Raw genomic sequence first — 19,258 nt, 5'->3', positions numbered from 1 at the left:
GAGCTTCGGCTCTGCTTTTTCATGTGCTAATTAATTTCAGTAGAGCTGAATATTAATCTTCTTGTGCAATTTTAGAGTATTTTGCCATTAGGAACATCGATAACAATGATGCAAAAATACTTAAACCACCTAAGAAATATAAACCTGAAGCATAGCTTCCTGTCGCATCTCTTACATAACCGATTACTGATGGACCAATGAAACCACCTAAGTTACCGATTGAGTTGATCATTGCGATACCAGTTGCAGCAGCAGCACCTGTTAAGAACATTGAAGGTAATGACCAGAACGGCGCTTTAAAGCCGTAAATACCGATCCCTGCAACAGAGACAGAAATAATCGCCATAGCAATAACTGTTTGTGCATATAAGTAGCCTGCAAAAATCAAACCAAAGCCTGTCAATAGAATTGCAACCAACAAGAAAATGAATGGTTTTTTGTATTTATCAGTTAAGAAGCCAAACGCCAAGCTACCTAATACACCTACGAAATAAGGAATGGATGTGATCCAACCAATTTGCATATTCGTGAATGTACCTTGCTCTTTGATGATTCTTGGTAAGAAGCTTGATAAACCAATGTTAGCAGTTACGTTAGAAATATAGATGATTGCTAAAATCCATACGATTGGATGTTTGAATGCCATCGATACATTTGTGCCTGCTTTTTTGGCAACTTTTAAGCTTTCTGCATCTAAAATGCCTTGAAGATATGTTTTTTCTTCAGAGTTTAACCATTTTGCATCTTTTGGACGATCAGGCATAACAAATAAGAAAATTAAGCCCACAATGATTGTTGGCAAGCCTTCGATGATGAATAACCACTGCCAACCATGTAAGCCACCGATACCATTTAAGCCTAATAATGCAGTTGATAAAGGTGCACCAATTGCTAATGATAATGGGATTGAAAGCATGAATACAGAGATGATTCGTGCGCGAAACTCTTGTGGGAACCAGAATGTTAAATACAAAATAACACCAGGGAAGAAACCAGCTTCAGCAGCGCCCAATAAAAATCGCATCACCAAGAAACTCATTTCACCTTGTACGAATGCCATACCAACAGAAACCATGCCCCATGTGATCATGATGCGAGAAATCCATTTGCGAGCACCGAATTTTGTTAATAATAAGTTGCTTGGTACTTCGAATAGAAAGTAGCCGATGAAGAAAATACCTGTACCATAACCGAATAATTTAGCTGAGAGTGCTAAGTCTTCCATCATTGTTAATGCAGCAAAGCTGATATTAACGCGATCGAGATAAGATAAAACATATGAAAACAATAGAATTGGCATCAACTTAATGAATGCTTTTCTAATGACCGCTGCTTTTAAATGGTCATTATGTTGCGAACCCATAAAAACTCCTTTGATTAATATTTCAGTGCTCTGCTTGCCTACAGAAGAGCAACAGATTGCTTTTGCGACGTGGCAAGATAGCAGATAGCTTTAATATTACGCAATCATAAAAATCTTAATGTTATGAAGTTTTTTCTTGTGGATGAGAATACTTATCAGGCTACAAACTATGATTATCTTGTTGATTTTGAATTTTTTTTGTAATAAAAAAACACCGCTATTTTTTACAAATAAGCGGCGTAAATTTTTATATGAATTTATTTGAAATAAGCAGGATATTGTTCAACAACATTAATTAATAGCTGTAAACCGTGCATCATACCGTCTTCATCGATACCAAACTTAGGATGATGATGTGGATAATCAAAATCTAATTTAGGATTGCCACCGCCCACAAAAACGAATGTTGAAGGTACGATTGAAGAAAATGCACTGAAATCTTCACCACCTAACATACATTTATCAGCAATTACCGTTGCACCTTCCACTCCATTTGCAATTGCACGCACAAATGCTGTTTTTTCAGGATTGTTGTAAGTTACGCCATAACCCAATGTGTAATCGATCTCACACGTTGCACCATATTCAGCACAAGTGGAATTGACCATTTTAGTGATGGTATCTTTGAATAAATGACGCATAGCTTCACTGGATGAACGAACACTGCCACCTAAATAGCAAACATCAGGAATGACATTGATAGCTTCTTTGCGACCAGAGTTAAAGTAAGTATTACTAATCACGCCAGCTTCTTGTGGCGAGATCATGCGAGAAACAATAGTCTGGAGCTTTTGTACAATCATGGCACCGATGATCACAGGATCAATAGAATTCTCAGGCTGTGAAGCATGTCCACCTTTACCTTGAATCTTAATGATGTATGCATCTGTATTAGAACTTGCTGGACCATCTTTTACATCAATTGTGCCGATTGGCAAGTTTGACCAAATGTGCTGACCATAAATGAAATCTAGCTCATTGAATAATCCAGTTGCAACCATTTCCTGTGCGCCACCTGGCAATAACTCTTCTGCATGTTGGAAGATCGCCCAAACTTCGCCTGTTAAATTGTCAAAGTGCTCATCAAAGTAATGGCAAGCTGTCATTAACATACTGGTATGAATGTCATGACCACAAGCATGCATTACACCATCGCGTTTAGATTTAAACTCTAATTCATGGCGCTCTTCTAAAATAGGCAAAGCATCAATATCTGCTCTTAAACCAATTTTTGGACCAGCTTTGCCAGTTACAAATTTTACTAAAACACTTGTGCCAACAGGCTTAATGATTTCAGCGTGTTTCAATTTGCTCATGTGTTCAATGATGTACTTTTGTGTTTCTACTTCTTGGAATGACAGTTCTGGATGCGCATGCAAGTAACGTCGGTATTCCAAAAGTTTTGTTTGATATGCAGCGAGTGCATCTTGATGAATAATGTTCATAATTTCTTCCTAAGCAAAGGTAAAATTTAGTTAAACGCACTTGGATCGATATGAATTGGTCCGCCAGGTCCAACAGGAATACCTAACCAGTACCAAATCAAAACGAAGATTGTCCATACAATACCAAGCGCTAGAGTGTAAGGGAATAGGTTGGCAATCAATGTACCCAAGCCAACATCTTTATCATATTTTTTCGCATAGGATAAAAGTAATGGTAAATATGGGAACATTGGCGTAATTGGGTTTGTAATGGAATCACCGACACGATAAATCGCTTGTGCAAATGCTGGGTGATAACCTAAGAATAAGAACATTGGTACAAAGATTGGTGCTAATAATGCCCATTTTGCAGAAGCACTACCAATGAATAAGTTCAAAATAGCAGTTAAGAAAATGAAGCCCACAATTAATGTTACGCCATTTTGACCTTCCAATAGATTTGCGCCTTTGATTGCGATGATCAAACCTAAATTACTCCATGCAAAAAGTGCAATCATTTGCGCTGCGAAAAACACGATCACGATGAATCCGCTCATGCCTGCCATGGATTGATTCATCATGTGGACGATATCTTTAGAGGATTTTGCCGTTTTCGTTACAACTGCATAAACTAAACCTGGGATAAAGAAGATCACTGCCATAGTAATGGCAACGCCTTGTACTAATGGCCCATCAATGATGCTACCTGTATTTGGGTTACGTAAGAAACTTGTTTCAGGAATGGCTGCAACTGCAATCAAAGCCAATGTAATCACAATGCTGTAGTTCGCATATCGTAAACCGCGTTTTTCAATATCTGTGAGCTCTGTCATAGATTCTTGGTGTAAATCACCTGCATCATAAGTGCCTAATCTTGGAATGATGACTTTATAAGTCACAAATAGGATCACAAATAAGAGTAAGAACATGGATACAGTCATGAAGTACCAGTTCATCGCAATATTCACAGGTACATTCGCGCCAATCGCTTTCAAGCCCGCTTCAGTGAATGATAACGCTAATGCATCTGCCATTCCGATAATTGCATTCGCTGCAAATGCACCCAATGCCGCAGCATAAGCCATCACTAAACCTGCAATTGGGTGATAACCTAAACGTAAAAAAATCATCGCGGCAATTGGTGGTACAACGATTTGTGACGCATCGCCTGCAACTGTTCCAAGCATCGCAACAAGAATCAGAATGGGCACAATGATTTTAAATGGGGCTTTTTCAACTGCTGCAATCATCAAGGATTTGAAGTAACCACTGTGCTCAGCAACGCCAATACCAAACATTACAACTAATACAACGCCCAATGCAGGGAAGCCTGTAAAGTTTGTTGTGGCTTTTGTGATGATTTGGGTTAAGCCATCCAAAGTTAGAAGATTCACAACTTGAATGGTTTCTTTGGTGACAGGGTTATAGGCAGATACGCCCATTGCACTGAAAATCCCAGAACACACAACGATTAAGATACATAATCCTATGAAGATCATCACAGGGTCGGGAAGTTTGTTGCCCCAATACTCGATTCTATCTAAGAATCTCGTAAATAGGCTAGGTTTTGCCGTTGTTGCCATAATACATATCCACCTTACTCATATTTAAAATATTTATTAACCCGCAGAGCGGGCATTTAAAGATTATTAACAGAAAAAGGGAATGAGGTAAATCATTATGGCTACACAAATCTAGTATTTATCTATATTTTAATATAATAATGCTCTTTTATAATAAAAATATAAATAATTAAATTGTAGATGGCATTTGAATGAATCAATTAACCTATTGGTTTTTATGCGCTTAGTTTTACCTTATTTTTATGTGGAGCTTTTAGAAGTTTTATCTACTTCTTTTTAAGTACAACCAACAACCCCGCTGCAATGATGATAGCAGCGCCCAGCCAACCCCAAACACCCAACTTTTCATTCCAAAAGAAATGAGAAAGGATTGCGCCAAATACTGCATTCAAATAATAGAAAGGTGCGAGTAAGGAGGCATCTGTGAGTTGATTGGCTTTAGTGATCCATATTTGCCCAACTGAACCAAATATCCCCATTAATAAAACCATTAACCAAATACGGTAATCCGTTGGCATTGTGAACTCTGTAAATAGTGCCATGCCGATCGCAAATACAACGCCTGTTAATGAGAAGTAGAAAACAATTTCTGAGCCACTCGCAACGCTACTAATGCGTTTAATGGCAACCATCGCCATTGCAACGAAAATACCTGCAATGATTGGCAAGAATGAATACATAGAGAATTGAGGTTTATCAACGCCTGCCAATATCCAAGAACCAATGATGGCAAGAATAAAACTTGGAATTAATAGCCAAGAGNCGTTGGCATTGTGAACTCTGTAAATAGTGCCATGCCGATCGCAAATACAACGCCTGTTAATGAGAAGTAGAAAACAATTTCTGAGCCACTCGCAACGCTACTAATGCGTTTAATGGCAACCATCGCCATTGCAACGAAAATACCTGCAATGATTGGCAAGAATGAATACATAGAGAATTGAGGTTTATCAACGCCTGCCAATATCCAAGAACCAATGATGGCAAGAATAAAACTTGGAATTAATAGCCAAGAGAGTTTTTCTTTGAGCCAAATTGCAGCCAAAATCGGCACAAATAATGGTGTCAATGATCGAAGGACAGAAGCATCGGATAAAGGTAACAATGCCAATGATAGGAAGATGAATATCATCCCGATTTGCCCTGATAATGAGCGAATCGCATGCAGTGGCAATCGCTTCAATGAATTTTTAAATTCACCAGAGCTGAAAAACAGCGGTGCAACCCAAATCAATGTGATGAGATTGCGGAAGAAGATAATAGTTGCTGTGGATAAATCTGTGCTCAACCACTTAATCACACTATCCATGCCTGCAAAAGCCATTTGAGATAAGACAACGAAAAAAATACCAAGCAGTGCAGTTGGAGCCATGAAATATCCTAATTAGATGTAACGAGAGGGTTGATGATTAAGTATAGCGATTTCTTGGAGGATTGCGATATTTAATGTCTACGTTATTGGTATGTTAATAATATGTTTAAACAAATAGTTTTAGCACATCATTATGTTTTTTTATGAGCAAAAAATATGTGCAGATGCGATACTGCTTGAACGATATAGCTCAACAACAAAAATAAAAAGTCATTAGAAAATTATAAAGGGCACATTATGAAAATACTAATAAAAATGAGTATGTTGCTTTTTCTTTTAAGTGGCATGGCAATGGCAGATTGTACGGCATATAGTGAAGTGAATGGTTATAAAATGGGTTGTCCATTTGCAGATGAAAGCTTTCAGCAAACGTATCAGAAAAATGATTTAGCTCGATATGAGAAACAGCTAGATGATGGTGTGTTTGATACAGTCGAGGTTTATATTATCGATGGCAGTATTGAGGGCATTGATTTCACAACTGAACGCTCTATGACAGATGAAGAGAAAGCGAATATTCTTCAGCAAGTGCATGCACAATATGGTGAAACTCAGGATGATGGCTTTGGTGCTTATTCTATTAGTATGGATGATGGCATGTTAGCGATGATCAATTTTTTACCTGATGCATCGACTAATAATGGTAAAGCATCACTCTTATATTTATCTAAGGTATTTATGGCACGATTGGAAAAGAGCAATCTAGCAGCGCAGTGATTAAATTTTAATATTTTTGCTTTCTATGTGTAATATGAAAGGATTCTACGAATCTGATCTAGGAGCAAATCATGACAAATATCTTAAAAAATGCAGAACCATTCTTTTATCAAGGGAATGATATTGGAGTTTTAGTGATTCATGGTTTCACAGGCACAACGCAAAGTATGTCTTTAGTGGGTGAGGCATTAGCAAAAGCAGGCTATACAGTTCTTGCACCACGCTTAACTGGGCATGGCACAACACCAGAAGATATGGCAAAAGCAAGTTATAAAGATTGGATCAATGATGTGGAATCTGCTTTGGTTGAATTGAAAAAGCGTGCCAAAAAAATCTTCGTTTTGGGTTTATCCATGGGCGGCGCTTTGACATGCTATTTGGGTGAAACTCACCCTGAGTTATTGGGTATTATGCCGATCAATGCGGCGATTGATATGCCAGCTTTGAAAGAGATTTATGATGCACAATATGGTAAAGAAGAATTCATAGCGGGGATTGGTTCAGATATTAAAAAGCCCAATGTGATCGAATTGGCTTATGAAAGAACACCGATTAAATCGATGGGCGATATTGTTGCTTTAATGGCGATGGTTCGTGTGGATTTACCGAAGATTACTGTGCCAACGTTGATATTCTCATCGAACATTGATCACGTTGTGCCACCAAGCAATTCACAAGAAATTCTAGATCGCATCAGTAGTGCAAATAAGAAACTTGTGTCATTACCTGAAAGTTATCATGTGGCAACATTGGATAATGATTTGCCATTAATTGTGGAAGAAGCCATTGCATTCATTGAAGCGAATAAACCATAGCCAAACTGCTCTAAAATAATAACTTCTCAGCATAATTCCCTTACGGGAATTATGCTGTATAGCGCGTTTTTGAATGAGCTTAATGATAATTATTTTGCGCGTTTTTGTGTGAGTGATCGGATCAATGTTTCACCGATCACCATAAACATTGCACCAAATACTACTGTGAATACACCGATATAACCTAAGAAATTTAAGCTTGGGTGCTCGAATACCGTTGGCCACATTGCAGCAAATGCCAATGAAAAGCCTAGTGTGAATAATGGTGTAAATGTGATCATTGCGCTCACTTTAGAAACTTCCCAAAGGCGCATTGCTTCAGCCAAAGCGCCATAACCTAATACTGTATTTAAGCCACAATAAGCAAGGATCATTAACTTCGTTGTGGATAAGGTTAATACTGCTGAGAAATTCACAAATGGCAATAAAAAGATCATGCCAATGCCGTTGAGGATTAATAGAATTTGTAGCGAGCTAAAATCACGCAAAGCAACTTTTTGTGCCAAAGCAAAAAATACCCAAGATAATGCACCCAATAATGCTAAAACCACACCAAGAGAATAATCATTGAATGATGAAATCATTTCGATCAAGTTTGTATTGAAGAACAGCAATAATCCAATTACTAAGATGATTACGCCTAATAATTGCGTGCGAGATAATCGCTCTTTAAATACAATCACGCCTGCAAATAATAAGCCAACGCTGGAGAGCTGAATCACGATCTGTACAACTGTTGGCGTTGTATAAACGAGGGATTTGCTTAGTAATATAAAGTTACCAATGATGCCTAGCGTTAATATGGATAATAAAATTAGAAATTTGGGGTTCTTCTGAATTTTACGAAAGGGTAGATCTTTTTTGACTGCTAAAATTGGTAATAGAATTAAAAATGCAATCAAAAAACGATACCAAACTAATGTTGGTGCATCGAGCACTTGCATCATTTCTTTGAGGGCGATTGGCACATTTCCCCAGATAAATGCGGTAAAAACGGACAGAATAAAGCCAAGTTTGGCATTTTTGAGTGGGGTTGTCATAGCGAGCGCTCAACGAATAGATTGAATAAATTCATTATACGAGTGAATGCCTGAGCGGTCAGTAATAAAATTTCTACTGAGCTGAGTAGAAATGTTCATTGCGTTAGTTGTTAGTCTCGGGTGACTTACTAAAGAGTAAACATAATTTAAACATTATCGCTATAATTACAAAAAAATATTAAACAATAATAGATTATTGATGAGGAAGAAAATGTTAAAGAAAGCTCTTATTGCCCTTGGACTAGTTGGTATTACGGGAAGTGGATATTGGGGGTATGTAAGTTATAGAGATTATCAAAAGCAAGAATATATTCGTTTATTGAAAGAGAGAGATGAAAGCATTGCTCGTATGATTATAGAACAGAGAGAAAATCTTATTAAACAAGAGCAAGATAAAATTAGAGAAGAGGAAGAAGAGGTTGCTAGACAATTACGCATTGCTAATGGTAATCCCATTATTGAAGAAAAAACTACTTATTATCCAGGCTCACAAAAAAAGAAAGCTCAATTTACTTTATTAGAAGGTAAAGTTGAGGGAATAAAAACGATGTGGTATTTCAATGGTAATAAAGAAATAGAAACTAATTATAAGAATGGTTTGAAAAATGGCGTAGAGACAAAATGGCTTGAAAATGGGCAAAAAAAGTCAGAAATTTCATATAAAGATGATTTAAAAGATGGATTGAGTACTTATTGGGATGAGAATGGGGATAAGTCATCTGAAACAGAATATAAAGATAATAAAAATCATGGAAAAGATTTAGATTATGACAAAGGTGTACTAGTCGAAGAAAAATATTATGTGGAGGGAAAGCTTCATGGTATTCATCGCATTTATAATAAGTATAGTAAAACTGTAGATGCTTTTTATCAGAATGGTTTGCGAGAAGGTGCTTATCTTGAGTTATATAACAAAAATAAAGTAGAAGATTCTTTTTATAAATTAGGTAAACGGCATGGTATTTATAAGACTAGGTATCTTAATAATGACCCAAAAGAAGAATACTATTATGTAGATGGGCTTTTGGATGGTGATAATTATTCTTGGGATGGTGAAGAGAGGAATCTTGTTGGCAATAGTGCTGCAAATCGATCAAACTATCATGAAATATATGATATGAATCGTTTGATTAAAGTTAGTAGCACTTATTCGACGGGAGAGCCGCGTTCTTTAGAAGAATATATCCCTGAAGAAGATCGTATTAAAGTAACTCAGTGGTACAAAGACGGGGCTGTTAGTATGGAGGCTTATAAGCGTCAAGTTGAAAATAAATATGGTGATGCACCAGCTTTTGTATTTGTAGATTTCGTGAGGTTTTATGCACAAAATGGGCAGTTATTATTAGAAGCTTTTTATAATGGTCAGGGTGAGAAATCAGGAAAATGTACTAAATGGATTGCAGGAAATAGTACTTATCCTTCAGATATTATTGAATATGATGATACAGGAATGAAAGGTTGGCGCTATGATTATAAAGTCATTAGAGGTGGTACAAATTGTCAGTTATCGGATGAAGAGTTGAAACAAATTTTTGGTGCAAAATTTGGTAAATTTATTCCATACACACATGTTTCTAATATTAATGATTAACACTAAAAACTCCAATTTGATTGCTCAAATTGGAGTTTTTAATATTTGGAATTGTTGAAGATGTTTATTAACTAAACATCTCAATGATTTTCTTTAAGCCATCGATCAATTGATCAACTTCGGCTTTAGTGTTGTACATGCCAAATGAAACGCGCGCAGTTGCAGGAACGCCGAAGCGTTTCATGATTGGCTGTGCGCAGTGATGCCCAACACGAATCGCAACGCCGAAATGATCGAGCATCGTGCCGATATCATGTGGATGAACGCCTTTAACCACAAACGAAATCACGCCAACTTTATTTTTAGCTGTACCAATCAAACGCACTTCAGGCAATTTTGATAATTCAGCAGTTGCGTAATCCAATAATTCTTTTTCGTGTTCAACGATATAATCAAAGCCAACTTCTTGTACAAAGCGAATGGCTGTTTCAAAAGCAATCACGCCAGCAATATTGGGTGTGCCTGCTTCAAATTTATTCGGTAATGGTGCGAATGTTGTTTTCTCAAATGTTACTTCATCAATCATATCGCCACCAGTTTGGTAAGGTGGCATAGCATTTAATAACTCTTTTTTGCCATATAACACGCCAACGCCAGTTGGGCCATATAATTTATGTGCTGAGAAAACGTAAAAATCGAGATCCAATTCTTTAACATTCAATGGCTCATGAACAACACCTTGCGCGCCATCCACTAAAATTTTTGCACCCACTTCGTGAGCTTTTTTAGTGATTGCTGCAATGTCATTGATTGTGCCAAGTGCATTAGAAATTTGTGTTACTGCTACGATTTTAACTGTGGAATCCAAGTTAGCATGGAGGAAATCCATATCCAAGCTACCATCATCCAATACTGGTACAACAATGAGTTGTGAGCCTTTTGCTTGGCAAATCATCTGCCAAGGTACGATGTTCGCGTGATGTTCCATTTCTGTGATCATCACACGATCACCTCGATCCAATAACAAGTTGCCCAAGCTGTGAGCAACGAGGTTAATGCTTTCTGTTGTGCCTTTTGTGAAAATAATTTCACGCGGGTCATGACTGCCAATTAACTCGCACACAACTTTACGAACATTCTCATAACGCTCTGTGGATTCTTGGCTGAAAAAGTACACGCCACGATGAATGTTGGCGTAGTACTTTTCATACACTTCTTTCTCTGCATTGATCACACACAACGGCTTTTGTGCCGAGGCACCCGTATCTAAAAACGCTAATGGTTTACCATGAACAGTTTCATTTAAAATAGGGAAGGCTTGGCGAATTGTGTCGATCTTTGACATGAGAAATCCTTTAATTAAGCAGGGCGAACGCGTGTTAAGTCATTTTCTAATTGATGAAGCATCCAATCTTTTACGATCTCATTGTCGATCATTCCTAAGAATTCAGCAGTATAAGATAATAAAAGCATTGCTTGCGCTTCAGGTAACTCAATGCCACGAGAACGTAGGTAAAAGAGTGATTCAGGTTCCAAGAAACCTACAGTTGCACCATGTGTACAACGAACATCATCAGCATAAATTTCTAAGCGAGGAATCGTCATTGCACGTGCTTTGTCACTCAACAAGATTGAGCGAGTTAGCTGGTTTGCATCTGTTTTTTGTGCATCTTGGTGAACGTGAATCATACCGTCAAATAGAGCATTAGCTTTATCTGTTAATAGGTTTTTGATGTTCTGTTCACTTGTACAATGTGGCACTTCGTGATGAAGTGTCATCACATTTTCGAGTGACTGTTGATCTTTACCTAAGTTCAATGCGATGAAGTTAGTGTGCGCTTCTTCGCCTTTTAAATGAACCACTAAGTCAGAACGTACAACATCACCGCCTGTTTGATAATGCAAAATTGTACTATGGCTTTCAGCTGCTTGATCACATTCAAAGTCATAGAAACTTGAAGCTTGATCAGGGTTTAAGCTGATTTTCAACCAGTTCATGGATGCAGCTTTGCCAACTTTTGTGGAAACTTTTGGTAACGAAACGTATTCGCCTTCACCAGCTTCTACAAAGAGCACTGAGAATTTAGATTCATCACCCACTTCTACCGCAACATTCAAAGATGTCGTATGTGCAGCATCGCTTGAATTTGTGTAGTTGTAGATTACAAATGGTGTTAAAACTTCAGTATTTGGAATTACTTTGATTTGAATTTTGCCTTTTTCGAGCGTCACTAAAACGCCTTCTGGCACTAAGCTTTCATCAAACCATTGTGGATTCACTTCACCATTCACAACTGTTAATACAAAGCACTTTTCAGGCATTGTGTGTTGTGTTGGCATGAACTGTGGATTAGAAATAACTTCGCCTTTCCACTCAGTCGATAAAACTCGTTTTAAAGGCGTTTCTCTCCAACGTTCTAATCGGATTTTATCCGTTAATGTCTGTAGCATGTTGAATTCCTTATTCTTTACGAGAACCGCCTGCGTTGTCACCACGGTAAGAGATATAACCATTTTTCTCTAAGTCGAGTGCCAATGATTTATCGCCAGTTGCTACTAGTTCGCCATCTACTAAAACGTGAACAACATCAGGGGAAACGTAGTTCAACAAACGTTGGTAGTGAGTGATCAACAAGAAAGAACGGCTTTCGTCACGCAATGTATTGATACCATCAGAGATTACTTTCAACGCATCGATATCCAAACCTGAGTCAGTTTCATCTAAAATCACAGTTGTTGGTTCTAATACAAGCATCTGTAGGATTTCATTACGTTTTTTCTCACCGCCAGAGAAGCCTTCGTTCACGAAGCGCTTCAAGAAAGCAGGATCCATTTTTACTTTTTTCATGCGATCTTGTAAGAATTCGTAGAATTCCAAAGCATCCATCTCTTCTTGGCCGCGCGCTTTACGAATGCTGTTCACAGCACTTTTCAAGAAGTACATGTTGTTAACACCTGGCAACTCAGCAGGATGTTGGAAGCCCAAGAATAAGCCTTTATGCGCACGCTCTTCAGGATCGATTTCTAAGATATTTACGCCATCTAAAAGGATTTCGCCATCCAAGATTTCGTAGCCATCTTTACCTGCGATGATGTTTGCTAAAGTACTTTTACCAGAACCATTTGGTCCCATGATTGCGTGAATTTCGCCATCTTTAACCGTTAATGATACGCCTTTTAGGATTACGTGATCTTCAACCGCTACTTTTAAATTTTTAATTTCTAACATTGTTTTGTTCCCAATAATGATCTAATTAACCAACGCTGCCTTCGAGTTTGAGCTCAATGAGTTTCTGTGCTTCTACCGCAAACTCCATTGGCAACTCTTGGAAAACTTCTTTACAGAATCCGTTAACAATTAAGCTAATCGCATCTTCTTGTGACAAACCTCTTTGCTGACAGTAGAACAATTGCTCTTCAGAGATTTTTGATGTCGATGCTTCATGCTCAACTTTGGATTGTGAGTTACGCACATCAATGTAAGGGAAAGTGTGCGCACCGCAACGATCGCCCATCAACATAGAATCACATTGTGAATAGTTGTGTGCACCTGTTGCGCTTGGGTTGATACGAACCAAACCACGATAGATATTTTGAGCAACGCCTGCTGAAATACCTTTAGAAATAATCGTTGAACGAGTATTTTTACCAATGTGAATCATCTTCGTGCCTGTATCTGCTTGTTGGCAATCGCGTGCAACTGCAACAGAGTAGAATTCACCCACTGAATCATCACCTTTTAAAATACAGCTTGGGTATTTCCAAGTGATGGCAGAACCTGTTTCCACTTGTGTCCAAGAGATTTTAGAACGGTCGCCTTGGCAGATCCCGCGCTTAGTTACGAAGTTGTAAATACCACCAACACCGTTTTTATCGCCTGGGTACCAGTTTTGCACCGTTGAATATTTAATTGTTGCATCTTCCATCGCGATCAATTCAACCACTGCAGCATGCAATTGGTTTTCATCACGCTGTGGCGCTGTACAACCTTCTAAGTAAGATACATAGCTTTGATCATCTGCAATGATCAATGTACGTTCGAATTGTCCTGTATTTGCCGCATTGATACGGAAATATGTGGATAATTCCATTGGGCAACGTGTGCCTTTAGGAATGTAAACAAACGAACCATCTGTAAATACCGCAGCATTCAATGCAGCAAAGAAGTTATCTTTGAAAGAAACCACTGTGCCTAAATATTTTTGCACTAAATCAGGATATTCCTGAACAGCTTCACTGAATGAACAGAAGATGATGCCTTGTTCAAGTAATTTGCCTTTATAGCTTGTCGCAACAGAAACGGAGTCAAATACCGCATCAACTGCAACGCCGGCTAAAATTTCTTGCTCTTCTAAAGGAATACCTAAACGCTCATACGTGCGCAATAATTCAGGATCCACTTCATCTAAGCTTTTTGGTGCTTCTTCTTGCAATTCTGACAATGATTTTGGTGCAGAATAGTAAGAGATTGCTTGATAATCAATCGGGTCGATTTTCAAATGCGCCCAATCAGGCATTTCCATTTCAAGCCATGCTGCGTAAGCTTTCAAACGATAGTCTAATAACCACTGTGGTTCTTTTTTCATCGCTGAAATTTTACGAATCACATCTTCATCCAAACCTGGTGGTAAGGTTTCCTGTGGAATGTCCGTGACGAAACCGTACGCGTACTCTTCCTCAGTTAATTTCTGAATTTGTTCCATAAATAACTCTCTAAACAGTAACTTTTGTAATGGGAATGTTGATTTCGCCTCGCAGACCTTTTTTGGGCATAACCGCTAAAGATGCAAGAGAAATGTTGGAAAATTCTCGATGGAGAATTCTATTAATCAACGCCCAATGTGGCGTTAACTCACAGCTATGCGAACGTTCGCACATTGAATGATCACTGACACAATCGTTGATGGACATTGGTCCTTCGATTGCCACAATGATTTCAAGCAATGTAATTGCTTCTGGCTTTTTGTTCAGAAGATATCCGCCTTGAGAGCCTCGGATAGAGGTTAATAAATTCTCTTTGGTGAGAATTTTTAAAATCTTACTCGTAAACGCTGGGCTCAAGTGACAATCTGTCGCAATCTGCGATGCACTCTGTGCCAATTCATGCTTTGCTAAATGGGTCATGATGAGCAGAGCATAATCTGTTTCACGTGTGATTTTTAACATTTGAAATTTACTACTTCCCGATAAAGATAAGGTGCGGCTAATATAGCACCATTTTCGTTCTCTTTACATAGTATATTTATTTATCAGGCTGATATAAGAATCTTTTCTTTATGTTAATGATTCTCATAAACTCTGAGTTAATGCATGTATGCTGAGGACTGATTTTTGAAATTTCTCCTGAACACGAAAATGTTCAGGAAAAAAATTTCAAAATAGTTTTAGTTTGAACGATGTTTAATCATAAAACATTGGCGAATCTTAGGATCACGTGCAAAATCCATCGGTAAAGTTTCGCGAGAAACATCTTTCACATCAAAATTTTCTGTGATCAAAGGATCCATTTTGAAGTTGCGTAAGTTGGTGGAGAAAATTAACAAACCATCTTTTGCCAAGATTTCCATTGCATCTTCAATTAAACGAACATGATCACGCTGAATGTCTAAAACATCAGCCATGCGTTTTGAGTTAGAAAATGATGGTGGATCCATAAAGATCAAATCATAACGAGCATCGCGCTTTTGCATCAATGGCAATTCACTCACATGCAAAGCCATTGTCTTCAACCATTCTAAAACATCTTTTTGGATGAACTCATATTGCTTGCCTGATAAACCATTCAATGCAAAGTTGTTTTCTGCCCACTTTAGATAAGTTTTGGACATATCCACAGTTGTTACTGCTTTAGCGCCACCAATGGCCGCTAAAACGCTAGCGCTACCTGTATATGCAAATAGATTTAAAAAGTTTGTGCCACGTGCTTTCTCTTTAATCATCTTACGCACATTGCGGTGATCCAAGAATAAACCTGTATCTAAGTAGTTAACTAAGTTCACCCACAATTTCGCGCCTGTTTCTTCCACAGGGAAGAATTCACCGCGCTCTTCTTCTTTCTCATATTGGTTGGTGCCTTTTTGGCGCTCACGCAATTTGAAATGGATATTTTTCACATCAATCTCTGAGAAAACTAAAGGTACGATCGCTTGGATTTTTTCTAAGCGCTTGGCTGCTTTATCTGCATCAATACTTTTTGGTGCTTTGAATTCGTAGATCACTAACGATTGATCATAACGATCAATTGCTACGTTAAATTCAGGCAGATCAGAATCGTATGTGCGATAACACATTACATCATTCTGCTTCGCCCATTTTTCCCATTTCTTTTTGTTCTTAGTTAAGCGATTGAAGAAGTCTTCGCCGCCTTCAGACATTAATTCTTCAAGGTTACGTTTTTCTTGGCGACTATCAGCAGCTTTACGATCCACAAAGTATTGTTCTTCAATCGCAAACTGCAAGTAAACACATTCCAAAGCACCATTGTAGAACTTGTTCACTTTGCGAGCACGTAAGCCCATTTGTTTGCCGAGTTCAACTTCAGAAGTGATGATGCCAGCTTCAAAGCCAATATAAGGGCGCAACCAATCACCTAATTCCATATAAGTTGGTTTCAATTCTTCTTTTTCGCCCAAACGCTCACCATAAGGCGGGTTTGTCACGATTAAACCTTTTTCACCTAAGTTTTCAGGTTTTTTGAAATGTTGGAACATTTGGTGAGAGAAAGACATATTTTTCAATACGCCAGCTCTATCCGCATTGGCTTTAGTGATACCGATCATGCGCGCATTACGCTCAACGCCGTATAATTTCCCTTGGTATTGATCTTTACCAACTTCCGCACGATGCTTAGCAAATTTAACGCATTCGCTCCAAAGATGAGCATCATGTAAGCGCCAGTTTTCAAAGCCAAATGTTGGGCGATATAAACCTGGTGCAATATCACGTGCCATCAATGCTGCTTCAATTAGAATTGTACCTGCACCACATAATGGATCGATGAAATCTTGATGCTCTTTCGCTTTTTCAGGCCATTTTGAACGATACAACAGTGCTGCCGCTAAGTTTTCTTTAATCGGTGCAGCACCTTGTTCAGTACGGAAGCCACGCTTATGTAAAGGCTCGCCACTTAAATCTAAATACAATGTGTAGCTTGTATCTTGAATGTGCACATAGAAACGCAAGTTCGGGTCATCTTTATCCACAGAAGGGCGACCGCCCGTTGTCATATCAAAATAATCAACAATGGCATCTTTCACACGTTGTGCTGCATATTGTGTATGAATGTGCTGAGCACGCTTAGTGGTCACTTGAATCACAAATGTGTGACTGTCTGACATGTGCGTTGACCAAGGAAAGCCTGATAATTGCAAATGAAGATCATCGAGATCTTTCATGTTGCCTTCTTTCAATTGGAGCAAAACACGTGAACCACAGCGTGTCCATAATAGTGCTTGATAAGCCTCTTTTAGCCCACCTTCAAAGCGCACGCCAGTTGCATCGCTTGTAGATTCGATGCCTAAAGCTGCTAATTCATCGATAACATAGGGCGCTAAACCTTGTGCGCAAGTAATAAAGAAAGAGGACATTGATCAATCACCATGAAAATTTTACGTATAACGGATCATTATAGCGAAAAAATGCGCAATTTGTCTGATTTAGTTCATGTGATTGGCGTGATAATTAAATTTCTTTCATGCGATTTCATTCTATAATTTGTTATCTAATCAATATGAAAGGGAATGATATGAAATGTACAGCTTTGATGGTTGGTTTAACATTGATGTGTTCATCTGCATTGGCAGAAACAACGACAGAAGCGCCAGCAGTGATGACAGTTGATCAATTTCAACAGAGTTTATCTAAAAAATGGCCCAATCCAAGTGTACGTGAGATTGTGGAAAAGCATTCTCAGAATGATGCTGTTGTTGCCATGATGAAAGAGATGTCTGAGTTAAACTATAAACATCTTGTGGCGAATAGCTTTTCCCATTGGTTTGAGGCGCAAAAGAACATTCAATTGGGGCAGGATATTCAGCCACAATTAACTAAAGCTATTGATGGCGTTGGTGAATATCAATGGTCAACACCTTATACATATTCATGGTTGAAGGATGCACAATCATTGATGGCTTATGAGGAATCCACAGAGCAATTTCTATTGTTAGATATGCCAATGAATAATGTGCGTTTGTTTGTGACATTAGAGCCACAAGAATTGGTGGCGTATTTCCATCTGAAAGAAGATGATTTGGACAATATCATTGGTGCATTGAATGATTACTTTAAAGAGAATGTATCTGAAGAAGATAATGTTTTAAGTAATGGCAAAGAAACTGTATTGCTATCGAACTGCTACGATGGTGAATGTTCGATGGAATATACAGTGAAAAATTTCATGCCAGCAGAGACATTCAATCAAACATTCCAAAAAGAGTTTTTCACAAATGTCGATGCAGTGCCTTATGGCATCTCTTTCCATAGAAATCTTTTGGGCTTAGCTTCTGTGACATTGATCGTAAAACCTGATGACCTACCCAAAGCTGTCAACTCTTTAACGCAACATTATGGCAAAGCGAATAACCCAAATATTAATAATGGTCTTGCAACGTGGTTATCAAAAGATGGCGGTATTCGTACTTTTACAATGGGCAAAAGTGCATACATTGAATTTACAAATCACGGAAATGCAATTCAGGATTTAACGAAGCATCAAGATTTATTGAAATGCTACGATCAAACAGCATTGAAAGCTGATTTCGAGAAAGCATTAGAAGCACNAAAATTTCATGCCAGCAGAGACATTCAATCAAACATTCCAAAAAGAGTTTTTCACAAATGTCGATGCAGTGCCTTATGGCATCTCTTTCCATAGAAATCTTTTGGGCTTAGCTTCTGTGACATTGATCGTAAAACCTGATGACCTACCCAAAGCTGTCAACTCTTTAACGCAACATTATGGCAAAGCGAATAACCCAAATATTAATAATGGTCTTGCAACGTGGTTATCAAAAGATGGCGGTATTCGTACTTTTACAATGGGCAAAAGTGCATACATTGAATTTACAAATCACGGAAATGCAATTCAGGATTTAACGAAGCATCAAGATTTATTGAAATGCTACGATCAAACAGCATTGAAAGCTGATTTCGAGAAAGCATTAGAAGCACAGAAAGCTGTGAGTGATTACATCTGTGAAACCAAAGAAATTTCAGGCGTGAGCGTGGAAGAGTTGAATTCATTCTGCCAATCAGAAAAAGCAACCTATCAACTGTTAAAAAATACAGGTATTGAATCCATCATTGTAGGCACTTATGAAAACTTTATGAGCCAACAACAGATCGAGCAATTGATTCAAAGTTGTTCTAAAGCTGAGTAACGCATACAATCGTGATTATATTTTTATCAGCCATTG

The 19,258-nt window shown here is 38.1% G+C and carries 16 protein-coding genes; 4 read left to right on the top strand and 12 right to left on the bottom strand.

Going from position 1 to position 19,258, the window contains the following annotated elements:
* Positions 1 to 52: 52 nt before the first annotated feature.
* From BZK16_RS07185 to BZK16_RS07165, 5 genes are all read right to left on the bottom strand, one after another.
* Complete coding sequence (locus BZK16_RS07185; protein WP_077928225.1) at positions 53 to 1,363, bottom strand: MFS transporter; 1,311 nt, start codon at positions 1,361 to 1,363, stop codon at positions 53 to 55.
* 257 nt (positions 1,364 to 1,620) lie between these two features.
* Complete coding sequence (locus tag BZK16_RS07180) at positions 1,621 to 2,808, bottom strand: M20 metallopeptidase family protein (protein WP_077928224.1); 1,188 nt, start codon at positions 2,806 to 2,808, stop codon at positions 1,621 to 1,623.
* 26 nt (positions 2,809 to 2,834) lie between these two features.
* Positions 2,835 to 4,370, bottom strand: coding sequence for an AbgT family transporter (locus tag BZK16_RS07175; RefSeq protein WP_077928223.1), 1,536 nt, complete (start codon positions 4,368 to 4,370; stop codon positions 2,835 to 2,837).
* Positions 4,371 to 4,636: 266 nt separating this feature from the next.
* Positions 4,637 to 5,080 (bottom strand): DMT family transporter, encoded by a 444-nt coding sequence (locus BZK16_RS07170; protein WP_077928222.1) that lies wholly within the window; start codon positions 5,078 to 5,080, stop codon positions 4,637 to 4,639.
* A 38-nt stretch (positions 5,081 to 5,118) separates the two neighbouring features.
* The gene (locus BZK16_RS07165; protein WP_077928221.1) at positions 5,119 to 5,742 is read right to left on the bottom strand and encodes a DMT family transporter; all 624 of its coding nucleotides are present in this window, start codon (positions 5,740 to 5,742) and stop codon (positions 5,119 to 5,121) included.
* Between the two features lie 237 nt (positions 5,743 to 5,979).
* Between BZK16_RS07165 and BZK16_RS07160 the strand changes: the two genes are divergently transcribed.
* Both BZK16_RS07160 and BZK16_RS07155 read left to right on the top strand, forming a co-directional pair.
* On the top strand, positions 5,980 to 6,459 hold the full coding sequence (locus tag BZK16_RS07160; protein WP_143691152.1) for a hypothetical protein: 480 nt from the start codon (positions 5,980 to 5,982) through the stop codon (positions 6,457 to 6,459).
* Between the two features lie 71 nt (positions 6,460 to 6,530).
* The gene (locus BZK16_RS07155) at positions 6,531 to 7,274 is read left to right on the top strand and encodes an alpha/beta hydrolase (protein ID WP_077928219.1); all 744 of its coding nucleotides are present in this window, start codon (positions 6,531 to 6,533) and stop codon (positions 7,272 to 7,274) included.
* Between the two features lie 89 nt (positions 7,275 to 7,363).
* On the opposite strand, the gene BZK16_RS07150 is transcribed toward BZK16_RS07155, so the two are convergent.
* Positions 7,364 to 8,314, bottom strand: coding sequence for a DMT family transporter (locus BZK16_RS07150; protein ID WP_077928218.1), 951 nt, complete (start codon positions 8,312 to 8,314; stop codon positions 7,364 to 7,366).
* A 211-nt stretch (positions 8,315 to 8,525) separates the two neighbouring features.
* Here BZK16_RS07150 and BZK16_RS07145 point away from each other — a divergent pair, with 211 nt between their 5' ends.
* Positions 8,526 to 9,905, top strand: a complete 1,380-nt coding sequence (locus tag BZK16_RS07145) for a toxin-antitoxin system YwqK family antitoxin (RefSeq protein WP_077928217.1) — start codon at positions 8,526 to 8,528, stop codon at positions 9,903 to 9,905.
* Between the two features lie 67 nt (positions 9,906 to 9,972).
* Here BZK16_RS07145 and BZK16_RS07140 read toward each other — a convergent pair whose 3' ends face one another.
* From BZK16_RS07140 to rlmKL, 6 genes are all read right to left on the bottom strand, one after another.
* Positions 9,973 to 11,190 (bottom strand): aminotransferase class V-fold PLP-dependent enzyme, encoded by a 1,218-nt coding sequence (locus tag BZK16_RS07140; protein ID WP_077928216.1) that lies wholly within the window; start codon positions 11,188 to 11,190, stop codon positions 9,973 to 9,975.
* Positions 11,191 to 11,204: 14 nt separating this feature from the next.
* On the bottom strand, positions 11,205 to 12,296 hold the full coding sequence (locus tag BZK16_RS07135; RefSeq protein WP_077928215.1) for a SufB/SufD family protein: 1,092 nt from the start codon (positions 12,294 to 12,296) through the stop codon (positions 11,205 to 11,207).
* Between the two features lie 10 nt (positions 12,297 to 12,306).
* Positions 12,307 to 13,074, bottom strand: a complete 768-nt coding sequence (gene sufC, locus BZK16_RS07130) for a Fe-S cluster assembly ATPase SufC (protein ID WP_077928214.1) — start codon at positions 13,072 to 13,074, stop codon at positions 12,307 to 12,309.
* Positions 13,075 to 13,099: 25 nt separating this feature from the next.
* Positions 13,100 to 14,548: a Fe-S cluster assembly protein SufB gene (gene sufB, locus BZK16_RS07125; RefSeq protein WP_077928213.1), complete on the bottom strand. Its 1,449-nt coding sequence runs from the start codon at positions 14,546 to 14,548 to the stop codon at positions 13,100 to 13,102.
* Positions 14,549 to 14,558: 10 nt separating this feature from the next.
* Complete coding sequence (locus BZK16_RS07120) at positions 14,559 to 15,011, bottom strand: SUF system Fe-S cluster assembly regulator (RefSeq protein WP_077928212.1); 453 nt, start codon at positions 15,009 to 15,011, stop codon at positions 14,559 to 14,561.
* A gap of 218 nt (positions 15,012 to 15,229) precedes the next feature.
* On the bottom strand, positions 15,230 to 17,431 hold the full coding sequence (rlmKL, locus tag BZK16_RS07115) for a bifunctional 23S rRNA (guanine(2069)-N(7))-methyltransferase RlmK/23S rRNA (guanine(2445)-N(2))-methyltransferase RlmL (RefSeq protein WP_077928211.1): 2,202 nt from the start codon (positions 17,429 to 17,431) through the stop codon (positions 15,230 to 15,232).
* A gap of 1,200 nt (positions 17,432 to 18,631) precedes the next feature.
* Between rlmKL and BZK16_RS07105 the strand changes: the two genes are divergently transcribed.
* Positions 18,632 to 19,222, top strand: a complete 591-nt coding sequence (locus BZK16_RS07105) for a hypothetical protein (RefSeq protein ID WP_143691151.1) — start codon at positions 18,632 to 18,634, stop codon at positions 19,220 to 19,222.
* Positions 19,223 to 19,258: the final 36 nt, after the last annotated feature.

Origin of the sequence: Wohlfahrtiimonas populi (genome assembly GCF_002006795.1) — a bacterium.
In the GTDB taxonomy this organism is placed as follows: domain Bacteria; phylum Pseudomonadota; class Gammaproteobacteria; order Cardiobacteriales; family Wohlfahrtiimonadaceae; genus Wohlfahrtiimonas; species Wohlfahrtiimonas populi.
The sequence above is the reverse complement of the archived record's forward strand: the minus strand, read 5'-3'. Positions and strand labels throughout refer to the sequence as shown.

What these genes read in the sequence shown, in the direction of transcription:
- BZK16_RS07185 (WP_077928225.1), bottom strand. Translation starts at nt 1,363, where the DNA reads ATGGGTTCGCAACATAATGACCATTTAAAAGCAGCGGTCATTAGAAAA.
- BZK16_RS07180 (WP_077928224.1), bottom strand. Translation starts at nt 2,808, where the DNA reads ATGAACATTATTCATCAAGATGCACTCGCTGCATATCAAACAAAACTT.
- BZK16_RS07175 (WP_077928223.1), bottom strand. Translation starts at nt 4,370, where the DNA reads ATGGCAACAACGGCAAAACCTAGCCTATTTACGAGATTCTTAGATAGA.
- BZK16_RS07160 (WP_143691152.1), top strand. Translation starts at nt 5,980, where the DNA reads ATGAAAATACTAATAAAAATGAGTATGTTGCTTTTTCTTTTAAGTGGC.
- BZK16_RS07155 (WP_077928219.1), top strand. Translation starts at nt 6,531, where the DNA reads ATGACAAATATCTTAAAAAATGCAGAACCATTCTTTTATCAAGGGAAT.
- BZK16_RS07150 (WP_077928218.1), bottom strand. Translation starts at nt 8,314, where the DNA reads ATGACAACCCCACTCAAAAATGCCAAACTTGGCTTTATTCTGTCCGTT.
- BZK16_RS07145 (WP_077928217.1), top strand. Translation starts at nt 8,526, where the DNA reads ATGTTAAAGAAAGCTCTTATTGCCCTTGGACTAGTTGGTATTACGGGA.
- BZK16_RS07140 (WP_077928216.1), bottom strand. Translation starts at nt 11,190, where the DNA reads ATGTCAAAGATCGACACAATTCGCCAAGCCTTCCCTATTTTAAATGAA.
- BZK16_RS07135 (WP_077928215.1), bottom strand. Translation starts at nt 12,296, where the DNA reads ATGCTACAGACATTAACGGATAAAATCCGATTAGAACGTTGGAGAGAA.
- sufC (WP_077928214.1), bottom strand. Translation starts at nt 13,074, where the DNA reads ATGTTAGAAATTAAAAATTTAAAAGTAGCGGTTGAAGATCACGTAATC.
- sufB (WP_077928213.1), bottom strand. Translation starts at nt 14,548, where the DNA reads ATGGAACAAATTCAGAAATTAACTGAGGAAGAGTACGCGTACGGTTTC.
- BZK16_RS07120 (WP_077928212.1), bottom strand. Translation starts at nt 15,011, where the DNA reads ATGTTAAAAATCACACGTGAAACAGATTATGCTCTGCTCATCATGACC.
- rlmKL (WP_077928211.1), bottom strand. Translation starts at nt 17,431, where the DNA reads ATGTCCTCTTTCTTTATTACTTGCGCACAAGGTTTAGCGCCCTATGTT.
- BZK16_RS07105 (WP_143691151.1), top strand. Translation starts at nt 18,632, where the DNA reads ATGCCAGCAGAGACATTCAATCAAACATTCCAAAAAGAGTTTTTCACA.